Source organism: Kosakonia quasisacchari (genome assembly GCF_004331415.1).
GTDB lineage: Bacteria > Pseudomonadota > Gammaproteobacteria > Enterobacterales > Enterobacteriaceae > Kosakonia > Kosakonia quasisacchari.
Genome location: NZ_SJOP01000059.1, coordinates 1 through 1,413 on the forward strand (window position 1 = coordinate 1; position 1,413 = coordinate 1,413).

Here is a 1,413-nt window from a genome sequence, read left to right on the forward strand (position 1 = left end):
CGGCGGCACGGCGCTGTTTGCGGCCCGCAGCCAGCTGGAGGCGGATTACAAAATCCTCCGTTATTCCGGAAAAGAACAGGACGCGACGGGGCTTTATTATTATGGATATCGCTATTACCAGCCGTGGGCGGGACGGTGGCTTTCCGCAGACCCGGCGAGCACAGTGGATGGGCTGAATCTGTTCAGGATGGTACTGAATAACCCGGTGACGATGTATGACCCGGATGGGAGGATTCCGGCTTATGCCGCCATCTTCTCTCAGGCGAAACGTATTTTTGAAGAGCGCGGGCATTTTGAAGCGACGCGGATATTCCGTTTAACAGATAATAATTTAGGGAGAACACTTCCTACCCATTTACCAGATGCTGCCGCCCTGAAATTAACTTCCGCTGAGCAAGAGGCTATCAAGTTTTATACTACAGAGCATTATTCACTCTTTAATGAATATATACGAACGGGGAGATTAAGTAAGGATCGACGGCAGGTACTAAAAGAACAGTTAATAGAAAGAGGGTTCACAAAAAACAAATTATTACGTTGGGGAGCATCTTTTAATAAAGGTATTGCAGCATTTAAAGATGCATTGGAATCCGGTAGGCAGAAGCATCCAGGAAGTGAAAGTTATGGAAGAGTTCTTTTTCGGGGTATTGGTTTTAATTATCCTGGTGGCGCTAAGGATGAAGCCTTGTATTCTACGGCAGGGAGCATTATTGAACAGAAAAGCTATACAAGTACCACCGTGGGGTTCCCTTTTTTAAATACGCACCTTCTTATTTTAGACGTGCCTGCAACTGCAAATGGCCGATGGATTGCGCCGACATCCTCGTCGAATTGGGAGGATGAGATTTTATTCGCACCAGGGATAAGTTTTCATATAAAAGACGTGGTCAATGCAGATGAATTTGCTGGTGCACATTTCATGTCAAATTTTACGAGTCAATATCATGTATCGGATGAAATCAAAAATAAACCTTCATTTATTTCTGCTGGCTCAGGTCATCGATACATAAAAAAATATATTTATGCAGAAGTGATACCTGCTGCGTAGCGCTTTTAATTGCTGGTTATCCTACAGTGGATAACCAGCTATATTTATATTATGAGTGTGGTGTGTAAATTGTTCTGAGAATTCCACGTCACAATAATTGAGCCGTATTAATCAACAGGTATTTTTGCGATTGAATCGTCTCTAACACACAAGGTAATGCATATAAATCAAAAGATGAGCCAATAACAACGGCCAACTTCTATACTTTTTAAGCGACCATTTTGGTTGTATAACTTCTAACGGAGTATTTCATGAACCGATCCCTTTACAGTAAAACCCCGTCAGTCACGGTGCTTGATAACCGTGCGCTGGCGGTACGCATTATCGCGTATCACCGCCATCCGGACACGCCGGACATCACCGAC

1 protein-coding gene is annotated in these 1,413 nt (G+C 43.8%); it reads left to right on the forward strand.

Annotation, left to right across the window (positions count from 1 at the left end):
• The coding region (locus E0L21_RS25080; protein ID WP_328590688.1) for an RHS repeat-associated core domain-containing protein at positions 1-1,048 on the forward strand (1,048 nt) is incomplete at its 5' end.
• Between the last annotated feature and the right edge of the window lie 365 nt (positions 1,049-1,413).